This is a genomic window from Paraburkholderia piptadeniae, from assembly GCF_900007165.1.
GTDB classification, from domain to species: domain Bacteria; phylum Pseudomonadota; class Gammaproteobacteria; order Burkholderiales; family Burkholderiaceae; genus Paraburkholderia; species Paraburkholderia piptadeniae.
Window position 1 is genome coordinate 304,842 of record NZ_CYGY02000023.1, and the last position, 18,532, is coordinate 323,373.

Below are 18,532 nucleotides of genomic sequence, written 5' to 3' on the forward strand. Positions count from 1 at the left end.
AAACGAATCATCAAGGATGGACCCCATGAGCCATATCAACACTGCCCCTCTGCCCATCACGCCGTCCCAGGCGGCCGCGGCCGATGCAGCCGCCGCGCGCTGGCGCGTTGCGGATATCGTCGCGCTGTACGAACTGCCGTTCAACGATCTGCTGTTCCGCGCGCAACAGGTGCATCGCGAGCATTTCGATGCGAACACCGTGCAGCTGTCCACGCTGCTGTCGATCAAGACGGGCGGCTGCGAGGAAGACTGCGCGTACTGCCCGCAATCCGTGCATCACGACACGGGGCTGAAGGCCGAAAAGCTGATGGACGTCGAAGACGTACTGGCGGCCGCGCGCATCGCGAAAGAAAACGGTGCGACGCGCTTCTGCATGGGCGCCGCGTGGCGCAATCCAAAGGACCACCACCTCGAACCGATCAAGGACATGATTCGCGGCGTGAAGTCGATGGGCCTCGAAACCTGTGTGACGCTCGGCATGCTCGAAACGCATCAGGCGCAAGGTCTGCGCGAGGCGGGGCTCGACTACTACAACCATAATCTCGATACGTCGCCGGAGTTCTACGGGCAGATCATCTCGACGCGTACGTATCAGGATCGCCTCGAGACGCTCGAGCGCGTGCGCGACGCGGGCATCAACGTGTGCTGCGGCGGGATCGTCGGCATGGGCGAATCGCGCCGCGAACGCGCGGGCCTGATCGCGCAACTCGCGAACATGGAGCCGTATCCGGAATCGGTGCCGATCAACAATCTCGTGCAGGTCGAAGGCACGCCGCTCACGGGCACGGAAGCACTCGATCCGTTCGAGTTCGTGCGCACGATCGCCGTCGCGCGAATCACGATGCCGCGCGCGATGGTGCGCCTGTCCGCGGGCCGCGAGCAGATGGACGAGGCGCTGCAGGCGATGTGCTTTCTCGCCGGCGCAAACTCGATTTTCTACGGCGATCAGTTGCTGACGACCAGCAACCCGCAGGCGGAAGCCGACCGCAAGCTGCTGGAGCGACTCGGCATCCGCGCGGAAGCCGCACAGCAGATGCCGCTCGAACGCAGCGGATGCGAGCATGGTTGCGACGGGCATTGAGCGTCGCGTCGTACCCGTTAGTCGGCGCGATTGAATTGCATCGCTCAGGAAAGGCCGCTTCGAATATTCGAAGCGGCTTTTTTTCGTTGTTCTGGCGTTCGAGAAAAGCCGCGGCCCGGCGCGCGACGCCAGGACATACCGAGAGCGATTCCTTCGCCTTCCGGCCAGGTTTTCCGGCATGTCGATTGCACGTACGATCGATTCACAGAGTGGCTCGTGAATCGAGGATCGCCACGCTGCGGCGTAATTCATACTCGTCGGTCTGTCGAGTATCTGATCAAACAGAACCCTGCTTAGGAAAGAATTTGCTTAGGATGATGCGAATGGAAACGATGGAAAAACCTCTCGCGAAGCGTCGCATCCACGCGCTTCGCCTGGTTCACGGCGGTATCAACATGGAGGCACGAATGACTCGGGCTGAAACGACAATTGAACACATTCCCCAGGACCTCGAAGACCTCAAGCGTGAAGTGCGCGAGTTGAAGGTCTATGTGGATGAACGCTTCCGCCTCTTCGAAGCGAAGATGGATGCGCGTTTCAACGCGCTGGAATCCTCCATGCGAACGGAGTTCCGCCTGTTGTGGGCCGCGAACTTCGCGCTCGCCGGAATCCTCGCGAAGGGCTTTCACTGGATCTGAGCGCAGCGGCGCCGCATCGCCGCGCTCATGCGTGTTCCTGTGCGCTCAGTTCAATGCCTGCAAGTCCGGCTCCGGCGCTTCGTTGCGAAACCGCAGCGGCGCGGCGCAATGAGCGAGCGTATCCACGAAGTACTTTGCGCGCGGCCACGGTCCAAAGCCCGCCGCTGTGTTGATGTGGCCCGCGTCGCCGAGATTGACGAATGCACTGCCCAGATGCCGCGCCAGTTCGCGTGCATCGGCAAGAGGCATCCATGTGTCCGTCTCGCTGCCGATCAGAATCGACGGCACGCCAAGGCGTCGCGCGTCGAACGCCCCCGCGAACTCGAACTTCTTCGGGCTGGCCGGCGCGACGAGCAGCACACCTGCGATATCGGCCACATGCACGCCTTGCAGCAACGCGTGCGCGGTCGCAAGACACCCGAAGCTATGCGCGGCGAGCACGAACGGTCCGCGCTCGCTCGCGAGCAGATCGCGCACTGCCTTGGCCCATTGGGCGAAGTTCGGCGCATCCCAATCCGCCTGCTCGACGCGCAGTGAGCGCGAAAACTGGCGCTCCAGCCAGCTCTGCCAATGCGCGCCTTCACTGCCGTGCAGGCCCGGCACGGTCACGAGCCGTGGCGGCCAGATCGATCGGGTGCACGAAAACATGATTCTTTCCTCGTCGCCGGAATCCTGGAAATCATTGTCGCGTCTGCAACGGACAGCTCGAACCAATTTTTCGTGCTTTACATATCCCCACGCCGCTGCACCGGTCCGTGCCCGGACGCTGGCGGCGCTTCACGGCAGCCGGAACGCACGCGAACGGCGGCGAAAAAGTAGAATGAAGCCTATCCATAAGAGGAGTGGCCCCATGTCGCAGACTTCGTCCGCAACGCCACGTGCGCTGCAGCCCTTTCATCTGGCATTTCCCGTCACCAGCCTCGAGAACGCGCGCGCGTTCTATGGCAATCTGCTCGGCTGCCCGGAAGGCCGCAGTTCGCCGGAATGGGTCGACTTCGATTTCTTCGGCCATCAACTGGTCGCGCATCTTTCGCCGGAAGAAGCGGGCCACAAGAGCGTGAATCAAGTGGACGGCGACAATGTTCCCGTGCGTCACTTCGGCGTCGTGCTGACCATGGACGACTGGCACGCGCTTGCGGAAAAGCTTCGCGCGGCGGGCACGAAGTTCATCATCGAGCCGCACATCCGCTTCAAGGGCGAAGTCGGCGAGCAGGCGACGATGTTCTTTCTCGACCCGTGCGGCAATGCGCTCGAGTTCAAGGCTTTCGCCGACATCAGCCGGCTGTTCGCCAAGTGACGGCAACGCGCACACCCGCTCACGCATGAAAGTCCTGTTCTATACGCCGCAATCCGACACCGCCGCCTGGCTGCGCGACCTGTCGCACGCGCTGCCCGATGTCGACTTGCGCGAGTGGCAACCGGGCGACGACGCCCCTGCCGATGTGGCCGTCGTCTGGCGGCCGCCGCGTGAAATGCTCGCGGGCCGCAACGATCTGCGCGCGATCTTCAACCTGGGCGCAGGCGTCGATGCAATCCTGGCGCTCGAACGAGAGCATCCCGGCACGTTGCCGCGCGGCGCGCAACTCGTGCGTCTCGAAGACACGGGCATGGCGCAGCAGATGGCGGAATACGTGACGCACGCGGTGCTGCGCTACATGCGCCGTTTCGACGAGTACGATCTGCTTCAGAAGCAGCAGCGCTGGCATGTGCTCGATCCGCATCCACGCGAGACGTTTACGGTCGGCGTGCTCGGTCTGGGCGTGCTGGGCTCGCATGTCGCGCAAACGCTGGTGTCGCTCGGATTTCCGGTGCGCGGCTTCAGTCGCGGCGCGCGGCAGGTCGAAGGCGTGGAGACGTTCGCGGGCGACGCGGAGTTCGATGCGTTCCTCGACGGTGTCAAGGTGCTCGTCAATCTGCTGCCGCACACGCCGGAAACGCACGGCGTGTTGAACAAGGCAAGCCTGTCGAAGCTCGCGCGTGGAGCCTACCTCGTCAATATCGCGCGCGGCGCGCATCTCATCGAACAGGATCTGCTCGATGCGCTCGACGAAGGCCAGATTGCGGCCGCGACGCTCGATGTGTTCGTCCACGAGCCGCTGCCGTCGCAGCATCCGTTCTGGAAGCATCCGCGCATCGCGATCACGCCGCATATCTCGGCACTGACGCTGCGCGAAGAAAGCGTCGTGCAGATCGCGCAGAAAATCGGCGCGTTGAAGCGGGGCGAGGCGATCGGTGGAATCGTCGACATCGCGCGCGGGTATTGAATTCGCCAACATAAGAAAGCAGAACAGCCGCTTCATGCGGGAGCAGTCATCTTGCATGGAGCGGAGTAAGCATGAGACGGAAGGCGCTGAGGTGCCAACTCCCGTCGACCGCTTTGCACGGGACCGGAACAGGTGCTCTGCGTGAGGCTCGAGTAAGTGCTAAAGCACTAACTCCAGCCGACAGCCAAAGCGCCAACTCCGGTCGACCGCTTTGCATGGGACCGGAGTAAGGCGCTAAAGCGCCAACTCCGGTCGACAAAGGAGACAGACATGGCCATGCCACAAGCAGTAAAGATCGTCGAAGTCGGTCCGCGCGATGGACTTCAGAACGAAAAGGAATTCGTGCCGACCACCGTAAAGATCGAATTGGTCAACCGGCTGGCGGCGGCCGGGTTCAGGAATGTCGAAGCGGCTTCCTTCGTATCGCCGAAATGGGTGCCGCAAATGGCCGATGGCGCCGTGGTGATGGCGGGCATCGAGCGCCGCCCAGGCACGATCTACTCGGTGCTGACGCCGAACATGCGCGGCCTCGAAGGCGCCGTCGCCGCGCACGCCGACGAGATCGTGATCTTCGGCGCAGCCAGTGAAGCGTTCTCGCAGAAGAACATCAATTGCAGCATCGCGGAAAGCATCGAACGCTTCGTGCCCGTCGCGCAAGCCGCGAAAGAAAAAGGCTTGCGCGTGCGTGGCAGCGTGTCGTGCTCGCTCGGCTGTCCGTACCAGGGCGAAGTGCCCGTGGCGTCCGTAGTCGACGTGGTCGAGCGCTTCGCCGCGCTGGGCTGCGATGAGATCGATATCGCCGATACGATCGGCGTCGGCACGCCGAAGCGCACGCGAGAAGTGTTCGCGGCCGTCACGCAGGTGTTTCCGCGTGAACGTCTGTCGGGCCACTTCCACGATACATACGGCCAGGCGCTCGCGAACATCTACGCCGCGCTGCAGGAAGGCATCGAGATCTTTCACGCATCGGTGGCGGGACTCGGCGGCTGTCCGTATGCGAAGGGCGCGACGGGCAACGTCGCAACGGAAGACGTGCTGTATCTGATGAACGGACTCGGCATCGAAACGGGCATCGATCTCGCGCAAGTCGTCGAGATCGGCGATTTCATTTCGACTTCGATCGGCAAGCCGAACGTATCGCGCGCGGGCAAGGCGCTGCTTGCGAAAGCGCGCAGCGAAAAGTCCACCTGCGTGTGACGCATCAAAGGAACAAAAAACATGACGGACAACGCCACAGTTCAAACGCCTCAAGCGACTGCTTTCGATTCGTTACCTGATTCGGCGCGCCGCGTCTCGCTGCTCTTGCGCGAGCGCGGACATGCCGGGCAAATCGTGATGCTGCCGGAAACGGGCAAGACGTCAGCGGAAGCGGCGGCGGGACTCGGCTGCTCGATCGCGCAGATCGCCAAGTCGATCCTGTTTCGTCGCCGCGAAGACGACGCGCCCGTGCTGATCGTCGCGAGCGGCGCGAATCGCGTCGATGAGAAGAAGGTCGCTGCGCAGGTCGGCGACATCGCGCGCGCCGACGCGAAGTTCGTTCGCGAGAAGACGGGCTATGCGATCGGCGGCGTGTGCCCCATCGGTCATGCGACACCGCCCCTAACCCTGATCGACGCCGATCTGTTCACGCTCGACAGCCTGTGGGCCGCCGCCGGTCATCCGCATGCGGTGTTCAATCTCACGCCGCATGAACTCGCTGCACTGACGGGCGCGCCCGTCGTCGATGTGGCGCTGCGCGAGACGGCATGACGGCCGATACGGTTCACGCCCGCAACACGGCGCAAGGCATCGCGCCTGTTCCTTCGCCTTGCATCAACGTGTGCCGTATGGACCCGGCGAATGGCCTGTGCGAAGGCTGCCTGCGCACGATCGACGAAATCGCGAACTGGTCGTCGTTTGACGATGCCGCCAAACGCGCCGTATGGGACGAGATCGAACGGCGTCACGCCGATCTGATGGCAAAGCAACGACAGCGGCGCGAGGCAAGCGAATGAACGTACCGCCGCGCGTCGTCACGATCGGCGAGACGTTCAGCGCGACGCTGAGCGTATCGGCTGATTCGATCAAGTCCTTCGCGACGATCGTCAATGATCTGAACCCGCTGCATCACGATGATGTGTATGCCGCGCAGAGCCGCTTCGGCGGTCTGATTGCGTCGGGCACGCAGCCTACCGCGCACTTCATGGCGCTGCTCGCCACGCATTTCTCGACATATGCGCAGCCGCTCGGCCTCGAATTCGACATGAAGCTGAAGAAGGCCGTCCATAGCGACGACACGCTGACGATGACATGGCGCATCCTCGGCGCGTTCTGGAAGGCGAGTCTCAACGGCGACTTGACGCAACTCGAAGGCAACGTCGTCAATCAGCGCGGCGAAACGGTTCTGATCGGCAAGTCGACCATACTCGTGATGCCGAAGCCGCAAGCGCCATCCAGCGTCGAACGGAAAGGCGGGACATGATCGCGCTGCCACGCTCGATACGCGTGTTCGAACGCGGCTGGCTGTCGTCGAACAACGTGCTGTTGATCGACGACGCGTGCGCGGCGCTCGTCGATACCGGCTACGCGTCGCATGCCGATCAGACGGTGGCGCTCGTTCGGCATGCGCTCGGCGCGAGGCCGCTCGATCTGATCGTCAACACGCATCTGCATTCGGATCACTGCGGCGGCAACGCGCGGCTGCAAGCAACGTGGCCATGCCGCACGCTGATTCCATCCACGGAAGCCGACGCCGTGCTCGCATGGGACGAGACGCGCCTGACATTTCGCGCGACTGGCCAGTTCTGTGAACGTTTCGCGTTTTCCGGCACGCTGACGGCGGGCATGCGACTCACGTTGGGCGCGCTCGATTGGGAAGTACTAGGCGCGCCAGGACATGATCCGCATTCGCTGATGCTCTACTGCGCCGAGCAGCGGTTGCTGATCAGCGCGGACGCTCTGTGGGAAAACGGCTTCGGCGTGATCTTTCCCGAGCTCGAAGGCGAAAGCGGCTTTGCGGAACAGCAAGCCGTGCTCGAACTGATCGGCACACTCGACGTGAAGACGGTGATTCCGGGCCACGGCGCGCCGTTTTCCGATGTGCGGGCTGCGCTCGACCACGCGTTGTCACGGGTCGCGTGGCTGCGCGCCGATCCCGCGCGCAACGCGAAGAACGCACTGAAGGTCCTGATCGTGTTCAAGCTGCTCGACGCGCGCACGCTGTCATTCGACGCCTTGTTGCGCATGCTCGACGTCGCGAGCGCGATGCGCGCCGCCGCGTCGATGCTGAAACCGCGCAGCGCATGGCCGGCGCTGCTGCGCGAACTGATCGAGGGTATGGCGAATGAGAACGGGCCGCTGCGCCTAGACGGCGCGCAAATCAGTGCGCGCGCAGCATGATCGGCTGAAGCAGGAACGCGCTGTCGCAAGATAGTAGCGACCGCCGCGAACGAGCGTACAAAAAGAAAGCCGCTCGGCCTTCAGTTCGAGCGGCGTAATTATTGTTGACGTGATCAGCGTCGACGAGATGATACCTGCGCGAAGCTTTCGGACGCATCGGTGATTTCCCTACAGAATCTTGACGTCCGACGAATCAGATCGCGTCCTTATTCGGAATCCGTACTATCGGTGTGAGCTGGCGTTATATGGAGTAGCGGCGCGTCGGTACGATGCGCCAGCCAAGATTCACGCCCGCTGCCGCGAGAAGAATCAGCACTGCGCCAAGCACCTGAATCCACGCGAGCTTTTGCCCAAACGCCACGCGATCGACGATGATCGCCACGACGGGATAGATGAACGACAGCGCGCCTGTCATTGCCGTCGGCAGCTTTTGAATCGCGCCGTATAGAAGCACGTACATGATCCCCGTGTTGACGACGCCGAGCGTAACGAGTTGCAGCCAATGCGTGCCTGTCGAAGGCAGCGCGTCGTACTGCACGAACGGCGCAAGCACAATGACGCCCGTCGTCACGGTGATCAGCGCAATAAGGTGTGGCGGCGTGTTCTTCAAGTGCTTTGTGATGATCGACGAGACCGCGTACAGGAACGCCGCGCCCACGGCATAAGCGACGCCTTGCAGATATTGCCCCGGCATCGCGAGCACGGCCGGCTCGACCTTCACGACGAACACGAGTCCGACGAACGCGATCAGCAGCCACATGATCGTCGATGGCGTCAGGCGCTCGCGGAACACCAGCGCACCGAGCGCGACGAGCATGAATGGCTGCGTGCTGTAGACAGTCGTCGCCATCGAGATCGACGCGCGCGAGTAGGCGGCGAACAGCAGCACCCAATTCACGACGATGGCTGCGCTGCTGAGCGTCGCCAGCAGGATCATCCTCCACGAAAAGAGCGTGCGCTTGAGCAGACCGAGCACGGCGCAGATCAGAAGCAGCGTCGCGCCGCCAAACAGACACCGGAAGAACGCGACGTTCAACGCCGATTGCTGCGACGAAACGACCAGCCAGCCGATCGTTCCCGACATCAGCATCGCAAGCGTCATCTCGAGCGCGCCGCGCCGTACTTCGTGGGTGGAAGCCATCCGAAACTCTCCAGGACAATCACATCTTGCAAGCAGTGTAATTAATCCGAAGCGCCGGATACATCTCTAAAATGAGGCGATCAAGAGAATCAGCTTAAAAAGCGAAGGCCAAAATGACGAAGCGCCTTACTCCTGTTTCGAAGCAAATGCCAGCGCCCGCAACGCTCGACGATACCGATCGCCTGCTGCTCGCCGCGCTCGCCGATGACGCGCGTCAGCCCGTCAGCGAGCTCGCGCGCAACGTCGGCCTGTCGGCGCCGGCGACGGCGGATCGCTTGCGCCGTCTCGACGCGCAAGGCGTGATCGAGCGCTTTACGGTGCAGGTCGATCCGCGCGCGCTGGGCTACACGCTGCAGGCGATCGTGCGCGTGAAGCCGTTGCCCGGCCAGCTGCATCTGGTGGAAGACGTGATTCGACGCATTCCCGAGTTCGTCGAATGCGACAAAGTGACGGGCGACGATTGCTTTATCTGTCGGCTGTATCTGCGCACGATCGATCAGCTCGACGAGATTCTGTCGAAAGTGACCGAGCGTGCCGAAACGAGCACGGCCATCGTCAAGTCGACGCCCGTGCCGCGGCGCTTGCCGCCGCTCGCCTGAATCAGGGAGCGGCGCGTGCCTCGTTAGAGAATCAAAGCTCGACGGCTTCGAAAAAGGCCAGCATTTCCGCGACGAGTTCGGCGGGCGCCTCTTCGGGAATGTAATGCCCGCACGGCAGCGCACGGCCGCTGACGTCGCGCGCGACCTTGCGCCATTCGGCAATCGGCTCGAAGCATTTCTCGATCACGCCCTTTTCGCCCCACAGCACGCGCAACGGACAACCAATCTTGTGACCGCGCTCGATATCGGCGCGGTCGTAATCGAGATCGATGGTCGCCGATGCGCGGTAGTCCTCGCACATCGCGTGCACGGCGCCCGGCTGACGCAGCGCGTTGCGATATTCGGCGAGCACTTCCGGCGCGAACGGCGCGAGGCCCGCGTGACGGCTGCCCATCACACGGTCGACGTAGACGTCCGGATTTCCTTCGATCAGCGTTTCGGGCAGCGGCTCCGGCTGGATCAGAAAGAACCAGTGGAAATAGAGCGTCGCGAAGGTGCGGTCGGTGGCTTCGTACATCGCGAGCGTCGGCGCGATGTCGAGCAGCATCAGACGTTCGACGGCACCGGGAAAGTCGAGCGCCATCCGGTGCGCGACGCGCGCGCCGCGATCATGCGCGCACACGAGAAACCGCTCGTAGCCGAAGTGACGCATCACGGCGACCTGGTCAGCGGCCATCGCGCGTTTCGAATACGGCGCGTGCGTCGCATCGCTCGGCGGTTTCGCCGATGCGCCGTAGCCGCGCAAGTCGGTGGCGATCACGGTGAAATGCGCGGCAAGCTCGGACGCGCAGCGATGCCAGATCAGATGGCTCTGCGGATGACCGTGCAGCAGCAGCAAAGGCGGCCCCGCTCCGCCCTTGACTCCATGAATATCGACGTCACCGGCCTTGACGCGAAAGGGTGTGAAGTCCTCGAAGGGCATGTCGGTTCTCGTTGTCGTTGTGGGTCTGGGCATTGTAGAAGGCTGGTGCGAGCGTGCGAGTGGGATAGCCCACGCTTTCGTAGAACCTGAACACTCCTTCGAACGTCACCGTGCGAGCAGCACGCGCGAGACTCACCTATAATCGAACGATCGTTCTCAAAACTAGATCAGCGGTTGTCGTGAACGGGCGCGGCACTCCAGACGTCCCGCGCAAACCGCAGGCCGCAGCCGCTACACTCATATCGCCGGACGCCGATGGCGCCGGCACGTCGATCAGGAGACTCGCACCATGGCATTGCCCGCCGTCCTGCAACAACTCGCGCTGCCCGTCGTCGCTTCGCCGATGTTCATCGTCAGCTATCCGGAGCTCGTGCTCGCGCAGTGCAAGGCGGGGATCGTCGGATCGTTTCCAGCGCTCAATGCGCGCCCGGCCGAACTGCTCGACGAATGGCTGACGCAGATCCAGGCCTCGCTCGCCGAGCACAAGGCGGCCAATCCAGATGCCATCATCGGGCCGATTGCCGTCAATCAGATCGTCCATCAGTCGAACGCGCGGCTCGAGCACGACATTCGCGTGTGCGTCGAGCACAAGGTGCCGATTTTCATCACGAGCCTGCGCGCGCCCGCGAAGGAGATCGTCGATGCCGTGCACAGCTACGGCGGCATCGTGTTGCACGATGTGATCAATCTGCGCCACGCGCAAAAGGCGCTCGATGCGGGCGTCGACGGGCTGATTCTCGTCGCCGCGGGCGCGGGCGGCCATGCGGGGATGACGTCGCCGTTTGCGCTGGTCGGAGAAGTGCGGCGCATTTTCGACGGGCCGATCGTGCTGTCGGGCTCGATCGCCAACGGCGGCTCGATTCTCGCCGCGCAGGCGATGGGCGCCGATCTCGCGTACATGGGCACGCGCTTCATCGCGACGAAAGAAGCGCATGCCGTCGAAGGCTACAAGCAGGCGATCATCAACGCGAATTCCGCCGACATCGTCTACACCAATCTTTTTACCGGCGTCCATGGCAACTACATTCGCGAGAGCATCGTGAATGCGGGTCTCGATCCCGATGCATTGCCCGAGTCGGACAAGTCGAAGATGAATTTCGGCAGCGACAAGGCAAAGGCATGGAAGGACATTTGGGGCGCGGGCCAGGGCGTGGGTTTGATGCACGACGTGCCGAGCGTCGCTGAACTTGTCGCGCGGTTGAAGCAGGAGTACGACACGGCCAGGTCGCGCCTCGCTATCGGGCGCTAAGGCTGTCGATGCCGCTCGCCGGGCGGCCGTGCGTTCCGGCGCGCGGCCGCCGCATCGACGCATTACATATTCCGCCGATACTGTCCGCCCACTTCGAATAGCGCGTGCGTGATCTGCCCGAGCGAACAGACGCGCACTGCATCCATCAGCACGGCAAACACGTTTTCATCGTCGATGACGGCCTGCTTCAGGCGCTCGAGCATCGCAGGCGCTTCCCCTTGATGCCGTGACTGGAACGCGCGCAGCCGCTTCAGCTGTCCCTGCTTTTCTTCTTCCGTCGAGCGCGCGAGCGCAATCGGCGGCGGCGCATCGTGCGCATGCGCGCCGAGGAACGTATTCACGCCGACAATCGGATACGAACCATCATGCTTGCGATGCTCGTACAGCATCGACTCGTCCTGAATGCGTCCGCGCTGATACCCCGTTTCCATTGCGCCGAGCACGCCGCCGCGCTCCGTCAACCGGTCGAACTCCGCGAGCACGGCGGCTTCCACGAGATCCGTCAGTTCGTCAATGACGAAGCTGCCCTGGTTCGGATTCTGGTTCTTCGCGAGTCCCCACTCGCGATTGATGATCAACTGGATCGCCACCGCGCGGCGCACGGAGTCTTCCGTCGGCGTCGTGATCGCTTCGTCGAAAGCGTTCGTGTGCAGCGAGTTGCAGTTGTCGTAGATCGCGATCAGCGCCTGCAACGTCGTGCGGATATCGTTGAAGTCGATTTCCTGCGCGTGCAGGCTGCGGCCCGACGTCTGCACGTGGTACTTCAACTTCTGGCTGCGCTCGTTCGCGCCATATCGGTCGCGCATCGCAACCGCCCAGATGCGCCGCGCGACGCGGCCGAGCACCGTGTATTCCGGGTCCATCCCGTTCGAGAAGAAGAACGACAGGTTCGGCGCAAAGTCGTCGATGGCCATGCCGCGCGCGAGATACGCCTCGACGTACGTGAAGCCGTTCGCGAGCGTATACGCGAGCTGCGAGATCGGGTTCGCGCCCGCCTCGGCGATGTGATAACCGGAGATCGACACCGAATAGAAATTGCGTACGCCGTGCTCGACGAAGTAAGCCTGAATATCGCCCATCACCTTCAGGCTGAATTCCGTCGAGAAGATGCAGGTGTTCTGGCCTTGATCCTCCTTCAGGATGTCGGCCTGGACCGTGCCGCGCACGTTCTCCAACGCGAAGCGGCGCGCGTCGTCGAGTTCCTGTTGCGACGGCTCGCGCCCTTCTCGTTGTGCCTTCGCACGCGCGAGCGCGATCTGCTGATCGATCGCGACGTTGAAGAACATCGCGAGTATCGTCGGCGCGGGACCGTTGATCGTCATCGATACCGACGTTTCGGGCGCGCACAGATCGAAGCCGTCATAGAGGGCTTGCATGTCGTCGAGCGTCGCGACGGACACGCCCGAATTGCCGACCTTGCCGTAGATGTCGGGCCGTTCGTCTGGCTCTTCGCCGTACAGCGTGACGGAATCGAAGGCCGTCGACAGACGTTTCGCGGGCATGCCTTCCGATAGCAGCTTGAAGCGTCGATTGGTGCGGAACGGATCGCCTTCCCCAGCGAACATGCGTGTCGGGTCTTCGTTTTCGCGGCGGAAAGGAAACACGCCTGCCGTGAACGGGAAATAGCCGGGCAGATTGTCGAGCATCAGCCAGCGCAGGATTTCGCCGGGGTCCTTGAACGCCGGCAGCGCGACCTTGCGGATCTTCGAGCCCGACAACGTTTCGACGGTGAGCGCGGTGCGGATTTCCTTGTCGCGAATCTTTACGACGTGCTGGTCGCCGGAATAGGCGGCGACCGTTCGCGGCCACGACTCGATCAGCGCTTTTTCGCGCTCGCCCATCTGCGATGCGCGCGCCGCGATCAGTGCATCGAACGCGCCGGCGTTTTGCGCGCCGCCGTCCGCTTCATCGAGCATGCGCCGTGCTTCTTCGAGATGCCAACGCTCGCGAGCAAGCTGCGACTGCGTTTCGACCTGCTCGCGATAACCGCGCACCGTCAGCGCGACATCCGACAGATACCGCACGCGCGCCGGTGGCACGATCGCATTGCGTCCCGTCGAGTGGCGCACGCCTTCCATCATGGGCAGTCGCCCGTCGCTCTCGCGCAGCCCGTGTTCGCGTAGCGCCTTTGCGGTACGTTGGTACACAGCCGTCACACCGTCGTCGTTGAAGCGCGACGCTATCGTACCGAACACAGGCATCTCATCTACTTTCGACGCGAACTTCTGGTGGTTACGCTGCACCTGCTTTGCGACGTCGCGTAGCGCATCGGCGGCGCCCTTGCGGTCGAACTTGTTGATCGCGACGAAGTCCGCGAAATCCAGCATGTCGATCTTTTCGAGCTGGCTCGCCGCGCCGAACTCGGGCGTCATCACGTACAGCGACTTGTCGGCGTGCGGCACGATCGCGGCATCGCCCTGACCGATACCGGATGTCTCGACCACGATCAGGTCGAAGCCCGCCAGCTTGCACGCGGCAATCGCGTCGGGCAGCGCATCGGAAATCTCGCTCGATGCCTCGCGCGTCGCAAGCGACCGCATGAAGACGCGCGCCCCGTTGCCCCAGTCGCCCGTCGCATTCATGCGAATCCGGTCGCCCAGCAGCGCACCGCCTGACTTGCGGCGCGACGGATCGATCGCGATCACGGCGATGGTCAGCGAGTCGGCGTAGTCGAGGCGAAAACGCCGGATCAGCTCGTCCGTCAGCGACGACTTGCCGGCGCCGCCCGTCCCCGTAATGCCGAGCACGGGGACGTTCGCCTGTTCGGCTTGCTGGTTGAGTTGCGCACGGGTCGAGTCGTCGATATCGCCCGTTTCGAGCGTAGTGATCAGTTGCGCGAGCTTGCGGAACGCGGCGACATGACTGGCGTCGCGATGAAGCGCGCCCGCGAGGTCGCGGGTTAGTTGTGCAGGGGATGCATCGGATCGCGCGGCGCCGCGGCAACGCGCGATCATGTCGTCGATCATGCCTTGCAGCCCGAGCCGCTGCCCGTCGTGCGGCGAGTAGATGCGCTCGACGCCATAACGTTCGAGTTCCGCGATCTCATCGGGGACGATCACGCCGCCGCCGCCGCCGAACACCTTGATCCGATCGCCGCCCCGCTCGCGCAGCAGATCGACAAGGTAGCGGAAGTATTCGACATGGCCGCCCTGGTAGCTCGATACCGCGACGCCATCCGCGTCTTCCTGCAAAGCGGCCGTCGCGACTTCCTCGACCGAGCGGTTGTGACCGAGATGGATCACTTCGACGCCGCTCGCCTGGAGGATGCGCCGCATGATGTTGATCGACGCGTCGTGGCCGTCGAACAGCGCGGCGGCCGTGACGAAGCGCAGGCGTCTTGACGACTGCGCGTCCGATGGGTGTGGCGCGGAAGGTTGTGAAGCCTGCTCCGAAGACGCGTCGTCGCCGATGCGCTGCGGCGTGGAAAGATCGGTCATGTCTCCCCCGGATCGAATCGTCAGGTTCGTTCGTCCCTACTTCGCGGGTACTGCCTGCAACCAGTATAACGATACGACCCGATCGCCCGGACGGCGTTCAGCAGCGCCTGATGCGTCGCCGCTCCGCCCGTGCTCGAAAACTCACCGCACCGCCAGCGCGCGAATCTGATCGAGCGTCGGCCAAAGCGTCTCGCTGGCGAAGCGCTCGGCGATGAAATCAACGAACGAACGCACCTTCGCCGACAGATGCCGGCGGCTCGCGTACACGACGTGAATCGGCAGCTCGCGCGGCGGCAGTTCGTCGACGAGTAGCGGCACGAGACGGCCCTCGGCCAGATCGTCGCCGATCACCTCTGTTCCGAGCAGCGCGAGCGCCGCGCCCTGCAACACCACGACGCGCTGCGCCTCCAGGTGATTAACGATCAGATTGCCCGACACCTTCACGCGCGCATTGCCCGCGTTCGCGCCCGCCACCAGTTCCAGCGCGGACACGCCCGCGTACTCGATGAAGTTGTGCGAGGCCAGATCGGCGACACGCTTCGGAGCGCCGTGCCGCTCGATATATTCCGGCGATGCGCACAGCACGAGGTGCGCGGTCGCCACCTGCCGCGCGATCAGCGACGACGACTTGAGCCCCGTCGGCGATGCGCGGATCGCGACGTCGAAGCCTTCGTCGATCAGTTCCACCACGCGATCCGACAACGTGATATCGACGGTGACTTGCGGATGCTGCGTCGCATAGTCGGCGACGGCGCTCATCACGTGACGCAGGCCGAACGCCGACAGCGACGACACACGCAGCCGCCCTTGCGGCACGACGCTCGCCGCGCCCACCGCCTGCTCGGCTTCGTCCAGTTCGGTCAGCACCTGACTCAGCCGCTCGTAGTACTCCCGCCCTGCTTCCGTCGGCGCGACGCGGCGCGTGGTCCGGTTCAGGAGCCGCGCGCCGAGCTGCTGTTCGAGATGCATCACATGCTTGCTCGCCATCGCCGCGGACATGTCCATCTTCTCCGCCGCGCCGACAAAGCTGCCGACCTCGACGACGTGGCGAAACACTTTCATGCTGACGAGGGTATCCATGGCGGTCGCTCGGGACAGGAATGAATGGGGCTGATTCCTTGGACTTTATCAAGGAGCCGTCGACAATGCGCGGCCGCGCGGTCTCGCTCAGAAAAAAGCCCCGCCTTCCGTGAAGAAGACAGGGCCTTGCGGACAGACGCCTCGAAGACGTCGCCGTCGATTTCGACGAGTAATGGGCCGATGTGCGCCGATCAGAACTTCGCGCGGATGCCGACGCCAGCCGTATAGCCCGACGACTGGCTCGTGTACTTGTCGTAGAGGTAGGCCGCGTACACGTCGGTGCGCTTGGACAGCGGGTAGTCGTAGCCGATGGCCGCCGACTGGTGCATCTGGTCGAGGCCGCCCGCATCGCGCGAGTATGCGTACGACGCCATCACGGTACCCGTGCCCAACGGCACCGACACGCCGCCTTGCGCGGTGTTCACGTGCCAGCTGCCGACTTCCTGGTCGTTCTTCGTGTACATGTACTGGCCGTAAAACTTCACGAACTTCAGGTCGTACGACAGGCCGAGCTGCGCAACCGACTGGCTCTTCAGGCCCGCGACCAGCGAGCCGAGGTCGGCCGGCGTGTTGTTGAAGTTGACGTACTGATAGACGCCTGTCGCCGCGAACGGACCGTGGAAGTACAGGAACTGCGCGCTGTACTTCTTCGAACTGTTCTGGCCGGCCGTATTGCCGAACGCGTACATCGCGCTGCCCGACAGGCCGTTGAAGTCCGGCGTCGAGTACTGGACCGCGTTGTTCCAGCCGGAATCGCCGACCACGCCCATGTCCGTCGTGTAGGTCGGGAACGTGCCCAGACCGAGGAACACGTGGTAGACCATCGGCGAGAAGACGTACGAGTCGATGAACGGGTTGAACAGAATCGTCGACACGAACAGGTGCGTGGTCAGACGGCCCGCCGTCACCGTGCCAAACGGCGATTCGACGCCGACGTACGCGTTACGGCCGAAGAAGGTGTCGCCGTCGAAGCGGCCGAACTTGCCGTTCTGCGCGCGGAAGAAGTCTTCCAGCGTAAAGATCGCCTTGTAGCCGTTGCCCAGGTCTTCCGAACCCTTGATGCCCCAGTACGACGTCGACATCCCGCCGCCCGACACGTTCCACGCCGTCTTGCTGCCCGGAAACTTCGTTGCGCCGACCCATTCGTCGACCTGGCCATAAAGCTGCACGCTCGACTGCGCGAACGACGAAGCCGACGCGACGGCCAGCAACGCGCCGACGGCGCCCGCCTTCAAGATTGTTCTCAGCGCACGGCTGACGGATGTTTTCATGGGTTCTCCTGTCTTTGTCAAAAGGGTGTGGCTGTGCGGCGGGGCGCTCGCCGGTCCGTGTCTGTTTTCCGTCTGAATCGTCGAGCCAATCTGGGCTGGACAAATCTTTGCGGACCATTTTTGCGGACAAAAATAGCTGTGCTTATTGCCGGTATATCGGACTGGATAGTTTGGTCGACTTTCGGCCTGATACTCGTTGCCGATGCATCCTGTTTCCGCGATGCAGCAAACCTGCGCGCCCACCTTGAGGCGCGCGGATTCTACAGCACTGGGTACGATGCGAAGCACATCCACTGCAGGATGACGCACTGCCGCAACGACGACGAGATTTGATGACGAAACGGTGAACGCTGACGAGCGATTTCAAAAATGTGTGGCGTGCTTACGTCACATCAGCGGTGAATGATTCGCTTGGGACGAGGAGAGGCCTGAGACGGCTGCGAGCGAGACGGGAGGATTCGATCCAACCTTATGAGCAAGGCCGAAATGCGCGCCAGGACTGGCGGGGGAAGAAAAGCTCAGTTGCGATATGGCGACGGCGCCGGAATGCGCGAGTCCGCGGGAGGACGGGGAATCTGACGAGAGACGCCGCGTTCTTCGTTGTATCGCGCAACGTCGTCGCGGATGGAGCCGACGTGCGCCGATTGCGCATTGGCGGGTGGTCGCGGCGCGGGACGCGAATCGGTGCTGATGGGCGTGATCGCGCCGGCGTATTGCGTACCGACGTATTGCGCCGACGGACGGTTGCGGTAGACGTCGTACGGAAGCGTCATTCGTTGCATGGTGTCACGGCTCGCGCTGCCGCCGATGTGGCCGGCATACGCGTCGCTCGTGCCCGCTCGGCTCGTCGCGTTGACGCGCATGCGCTGCGCGTCGTTTCTTGCATACCGGCCGCCGTGAGCCCCCTCACGCGAAACGTTTGCGCGCAGCACCTGGTTTCCGCGGACAGGGCCGCCAAACGATGAGACGCGATAAGCCGCGCCGCCGCCGAAGAAGCCATGCCCTTCGTGCGACGGGAACGGTGGCTTTGCGTAAGCGAGCGAAGTCAGCGCAACGACCAGCGCGCTCGTCCCCCACCATTTGATCCTCGACAGTCCTGCATGCACCATGTTTCACCTGCCCGACGATCTACCTGAAAGCCCCCCCTCGAGCTGCGGATGGGCTTGTTCCGGGACTGGCGCGGCGGCGCGGCAAAACCTGCCACGCGCGATGTCCCAACGGCCTTCGAACAGTAATTTATTGGCCCCCCAAAGGGGTGTCGAGCCAAAAAATGTTAGGTCTGCGGCACTCTTGTAACGCATTGTTACTGCGACGTTTTTTCACCACAAATAGCTTGCGGAACCCTCCGAAAAGGCGCTGAAAAGAAGTTGTTCGAACACCTGAATTCGTCTGAACAGTAACGCGCCAAATGCACCCCGATACGGGTCGTGCGGACAATCTTGCCGATACCCAAATCGGCTTTCCCCGGCATC

18 protein-coding genes are annotated in these 18,532 nt (G+C 63.0%); 11 read left to right on the forward strand and 7 right to left on the reverse strand.

Annotation, left to right across the window (positions count from 1 at the left end; translation table 11 throughout):
* Positions 1 to 25 precede the first annotated feature (25 nt).
* A complete protein-coding gene (bioB, locus tag BN2476_RS11430; protein WP_087734249.1) occupies positions 26 to 1,081 on the forward strand; it encodes a biotin synthase BioB in 1,056 nt (351 codons plus the stop codon).
* A gap of 407 nt (positions 1,082 to 1,488) precedes the next feature.
* Entirely contained in the window at positions 1,489 to 1,719 is a 231-nt protein-coding gene (locus BN2476_RS11435; RefSeq protein ID WP_235850790.1) for a hypothetical protein, read from the forward strand.
* A 45-nt stretch (positions 1,720 to 1,764) separates the two neighbouring features.
* On the opposite strand, the gene BN2476_RS11440 is transcribed toward BN2476_RS11435, so the two are convergent.
* Complete coding sequence (locus tag BN2476_RS11440) at positions 1,765 to 2,367, reverse strand: RBBP9/YdeN family alpha/beta hydrolase (protein WP_087734250.1); 603 nt, start codon at positions 2,365 to 2,367, stop codon at positions 1,765 to 1,767.
* Between the two features lie 202 nt (positions 2,368 to 2,569).
* Here BN2476_RS11440 and BN2476_RS11445 point away from each other — a divergent pair, with 202 nt between their 5' ends.
* The 7 genes from BN2476_RS11445 (at position 2,570) to BN2476_RS11475 (ending at position 7,361) form a co-directional block, all read left to right on the forward strand.
* Positions 2,570 to 3,016 (forward strand): VOC family protein, encoded by a 447-nt coding sequence (locus BN2476_RS11445; RefSeq protein WP_162497870.1) that lies wholly within the window; start codon positions 2,570 to 2,572, stop codon positions 3,014 to 3,016.
* Between the two features lie 25 nt (positions 3,017 to 3,041).
* Complete coding sequence (locus BN2476_RS11450; RefSeq protein ID WP_087734251.1) at positions 3,042 to 3,983, forward strand: 2-hydroxyacid dehydrogenase; 942 nt, start codon at positions 3,042 to 3,044, stop codon at positions 3,981 to 3,983.
* A 270-nt stretch (positions 3,984 to 4,253) separates the two neighbouring features.
* Positions 4,254 to 5,180 carry a hydroxymethylglutaryl-CoA lyase gene (locus BN2476_RS11455; RefSeq protein WP_087734252.1) on the forward strand — a complete coding sequence of 309 codons (927 nt, stop codon included), beginning with the start codon at positions 4,254 to 4,256 and terminating at the stop codon, positions 5,178 to 5,180.
* Positions 5,181 to 5,201: 21 nt separating this feature from the next.
* Positions 5,202 to 5,732: a YbaK/EbsC family protein gene (locus tag BN2476_RS11460; RefSeq protein WP_087734253.1), complete on the forward strand. Its 531-nt coding sequence runs from the start codon at positions 5,202 to 5,204 to the stop codon at positions 5,730 to 5,732.
* Positions 5,729 to 5,977 carry a DUF1289 domain-containing protein gene (locus BN2476_RS11465; RefSeq protein ID WP_087734254.1) on the forward strand — a complete coding sequence of 83 codons (249 nt, stop codon included), beginning with the start codon at positions 5,729 to 5,731 and terminating at the stop codon, positions 5,975 to 5,977. Before BN2476_RS11460 ends, BN2476_RS11465 begins: the two co-directional genes overlap by 4 nt.
* The gene (locus BN2476_RS11470) at positions 5,974 to 6,444 is read left to right on the forward strand and encodes a MaoC family dehydratase (RefSeq protein ID WP_087734255.1); all 471 of its coding nucleotides are present in this window, start codon (positions 5,974 to 5,976) and stop codon (positions 6,442 to 6,444) included. The genes BN2476_RS11465 and BN2476_RS11470 overlap by 4 nt, the downstream gene beginning before the upstream one ends.
* Positions 6,441 to 7,361 (forward strand): MBL fold metallo-hydrolase, encoded by a 921-nt coding sequence (locus BN2476_RS11475; protein ID WP_087734256.1) that lies wholly within the window; start codon positions 6,441 to 6,443, stop codon positions 7,359 to 7,361. The genes BN2476_RS11470 and BN2476_RS11475 overlap by 4 nt, the downstream gene beginning before the upstream one ends.
* A 241-nt stretch (positions 7,362 to 7,602) precedes the next feature.
* On the opposite strand, the gene BN2476_RS11480 is transcribed toward BN2476_RS11475, so the two are convergent.
* Entirely contained in the window at positions 7,603 to 8,502 is a 900-nt protein-coding gene (locus BN2476_RS11480; protein ID WP_087734257.1) for a DMT family transporter, read from the reverse strand.
* A 113-nt stretch (positions 8,503 to 8,615) separates the two neighbouring features.
* Between BN2476_RS11480 and BN2476_RS11485 the strand changes: the two genes are divergently transcribed.
* Positions 8,616 to 9,101 (forward strand): Lrp/AsnC family transcriptional regulator, encoded by a 486-nt coding sequence (locus tag BN2476_RS11485; RefSeq protein WP_087734258.1) that lies wholly within the window; start codon positions 8,616 to 8,618, stop codon positions 9,099 to 9,101.
* Positions 9,102 to 9,132: 31 nt separating this feature from the next.
* On the opposite strand, the gene BN2476_RS11490 is transcribed toward BN2476_RS11485, so the two are convergent.
* Positions 9,133 to 10,023 carry an alpha/beta fold hydrolase gene (locus tag BN2476_RS11490; RefSeq protein WP_087734259.1) on the reverse strand — a complete coding sequence of 297 codons (891 nt, stop codon included), beginning with the start codon at positions 10,021 to 10,023 and terminating at the stop codon, positions 9,133 to 9,135.
* Between the two features lie 289 nt (positions 10,024 to 10,312).
* Between BN2476_RS11490 and BN2476_RS11495 the strand changes: the two genes are divergently transcribed.
* The gene (locus BN2476_RS11495) at positions 10,313 to 11,272 is read left to right on the forward strand and encodes an NAD(P)H-dependent flavin oxidoreductase (RefSeq protein ID WP_087734260.1); all 960 of its coding nucleotides are present in this window, start codon (positions 10,313 to 10,315) and stop codon (positions 11,270 to 11,272) included.
* Between the two features lie 62 nt (positions 11,273 to 11,334).
* Here the strand turns inward: BN2476_RS11495 and icmF are convergent, their stop codons facing one another.
* From icmF to BN2476_RS11520, 4 genes are all read right to left on the reverse strand, one after another.
* Positions 11,335 to 14,709 carry a fused isobutyryl-CoA mutase/GTPase IcmF gene (gene icmF / locus BN2476_RS11500; RefSeq protein ID WP_087734261.1) on the reverse strand — a complete coding sequence of 1,125 codons (3,375 nt, stop codon included), beginning with the start codon at positions 14,707 to 14,709 and terminating at the stop codon, positions 11,335 to 11,337.
* 141 nt (positions 14,710 to 14,850) lie between these two features.
* Positions 14,851 to 15,789 (reverse strand): LysR family transcriptional regulator, encoded by a 939-nt coding sequence (locus tag BN2476_RS11505; protein ID WP_087734262.1) that lies wholly within the window; start codon positions 15,787 to 15,789, stop codon positions 14,851 to 14,853.
* 191 nt (positions 15,790 to 15,980) lie between these two features.
* The gene (locus tag BN2476_RS11510) at positions 15,981 to 17,060 is read right to left on the reverse strand and encodes a porin (protein WP_087734263.1); all 1,080 of its coding nucleotides are present in this window, start codon (positions 17,058 to 17,060) and stop codon (positions 15,981 to 15,983) included.
* Between the two features lie 518 nt (positions 17,061 to 17,578).
* Positions 17,579 to 18,169 (reverse strand): hypothetical protein, encoded by a 591-nt coding sequence (locus tag BN2476_RS11520; protein ID WP_087734265.1) that lies wholly within the window; start codon positions 18,167 to 18,169, stop codon positions 17,579 to 17,581.
* Positions 18,170 to 18,532: the final 363 nt, after the last annotated feature.

Excerpts from the sequence above, each read along its gene's own strand:
- bioB (WP_087734249.1), top strand. The coding sequence starts at position 26 with ATGAGCCATATCAACACTGCCCCTCTGCCCATCACGCCGTCCCAGGCG.
- BN2476_RS11435 (WP_235850790.1), top strand. The coding sequence starts at position 1,489 with ATGACTCGGGCTGAAACGACAATTGAACACATTCCCCAGGACCTCGAA.
- BN2476_RS11440 (WP_087734250.1), bottom strand. The coding sequence starts at position 2,367 with ATGTTTTCGTGCACCCGATCGATCTGGCCGCCACGGCTCGTGACCGTG.
- BN2476_RS11445 (WP_162497870.1), top strand. The coding sequence starts at position 2,570 with ATGTCGCAGACTTCGTCCGCAACGCCACGTGCGCTGCAGCCCTTTCAT.
- BN2476_RS11450 (WP_087734251.1), top strand. The coding sequence starts at position 3,042 with ATGAAAGTCCTGTTCTATACGCCGCAATCCGACACCGCCGCCTGGCTG.
- BN2476_RS11455 (WP_087734252.1), top strand. The coding sequence starts at position 4,254 with ATGGCCATGCCACAAGCAGTAAAGATCGTCGAAGTCGGTCCGCGCGAT.
- BN2476_RS11460 (WP_087734253.1), top strand. The coding sequence starts at position 5,202 with ATGACGGACAACGCCACAGTTCAAACGCCTCAAGCGACTGCTTTCGAT.
- BN2476_RS11465 (WP_087734254.1), top strand. The coding sequence starts at position 5,729 with ATGACGGCCGATACGGTTCACGCCCGCAACACGGCGCAAGGCATCGCG.
- BN2476_RS11470 (WP_087734255.1), top strand. The coding sequence starts at position 5,974 with ATGAACGTACCGCCGCGCGTCGTCACGATCGGCGAGACGTTCAGCGCG.
- BN2476_RS11475 (WP_087734256.1), top strand. The coding sequence starts at position 6,441 with ATGATCGCGCTGCCACGCTCGATACGCGTGTTCGAACGCGGCTGGCTG.
- BN2476_RS11480 (WP_087734257.1), bottom strand. The coding sequence starts at position 8,502 with ATGGCTTCCACCCACGAAGTACGGCGCGGCGCGCTCGAGATGACGCTT.
- BN2476_RS11485 (WP_087734258.1), top strand. The coding sequence starts at position 8,616 with ATGACGAAGCGCCTTACTCCTGTTTCGAAGCAAATGCCAGCGCCCGCA.
- BN2476_RS11490 (WP_087734259.1), bottom strand. The coding sequence starts at position 10,023 with ATGCCCTTCGAGGACTTCACACCCTTTCGCGTCAAGGCCGGTGACGTC.
- BN2476_RS11495 (WP_087734260.1), top strand. The coding sequence starts at position 10,313 with ATGGCATTGCCCGCCGTCCTGCAACAACTCGCGCTGCCCGTCGTCGCT.
- icmF (WP_087734261.1), bottom strand. The coding sequence starts at position 14,709 with ATGACCGATCTTTCCACGCCGCAGCGCATCGGCGACGACGCGTCTTCG.
- BN2476_RS11505 (WP_087734262.1), bottom strand. The coding sequence starts at position 15,789 with ATGGATACCCTCGTCAGCATGAAAGTGTTTCGCCACGTCGTCGAGGTC.
- BN2476_RS11510 (WP_087734263.1), bottom strand. The coding sequence starts at position 17,060 with ATGAAAACATCCGTCAGCCGTGCGCTGAGAACAATCTTGAAGGCGGGC.
- BN2476_RS11520 (WP_087734265.1), bottom strand. The coding sequence starts at position 18,169 with ATGGTGCATGCAGGACTGTCGAGGATCAAATGGTGGGGGACGAGCGCG.